Origin of the sequence: Gordonia cholesterolivorans, assembly GCF_039531975.1 — a bacterium.
In the GTDB taxonomy this organism is placed as follows: domain Bacteria; phylum Actinomycetota; class Actinomycetes; order Mycobacteriales; family Mycobacteriaceae; genus Gordonia; species Gordonia sihwensis.
This window is the reverse complement of sequence record NZ_BAAARB010000087.1, coordinates 1-519: the sequence shown is the minus strand read 5'-3', so window position 1 is coordinate 519 and position 519 is coordinate 1. Positions and strand designations below refer to the sequence as shown.

The 519-nt window shown below is 55.3% G+C and carries 1 protein-coding gene; it reads left to right on the top strand.

What is annotated here, in order from left to right:
* The coding region (locus ABFX36_RS19000) for a homoserine kinase (RefSeq protein ID WP_346077850.1) at positions 1-447 on the top strand (447 nt) is incomplete at its 5' end.
* Between the last annotated feature and the right edge of the window lie 72 nt (positions 448-519).

The window sequence follows — 519 nt, the reverse complement described above, 5'->3', positions numbered from 1 at the left end:
CAGGCGGTGCCGTGTTTTGACAGTTGGTACTGGGTGATGGCGTATCCGGGCATTAAAGTCTCCACGGCGCAGGCACGGGCGATTTTACCGGCGGCATATTCCAGGTCTGATATTGTGGATCACGGGCGCAACCTGGCGGGGTTTATCCACGCCTGTCACACCGGGCAGGCGGATTTGGCGGCATCTATGATCCGTGATGTGGTTGCTGAGCCGTACCGCCGGCAGTTATTACCGAATTTTGATGCTGTGCGCGCACAGGTCATGTCCTGCGGCGCGAAAGCCTGCGGGATCTCCGGCTCCGGGCCGACACTGTTTGCTGTTTGTGACAACAAAGCGGCGGCAGAGCAGGCCGCAGATGTGTTTACCACGCACTATCTGCAAAACAGCGAAGGGTTTGTTCATCTGTGCCGCCTGGATCTCGCGGGCGCACGACAAGTGAGTGCATAAGGTTAAAAATGGAACTGTACAATTTAAAAGACGAAAGCGAAAAAGTCAGTTTTGCGCAGGCAGTAAAACAAG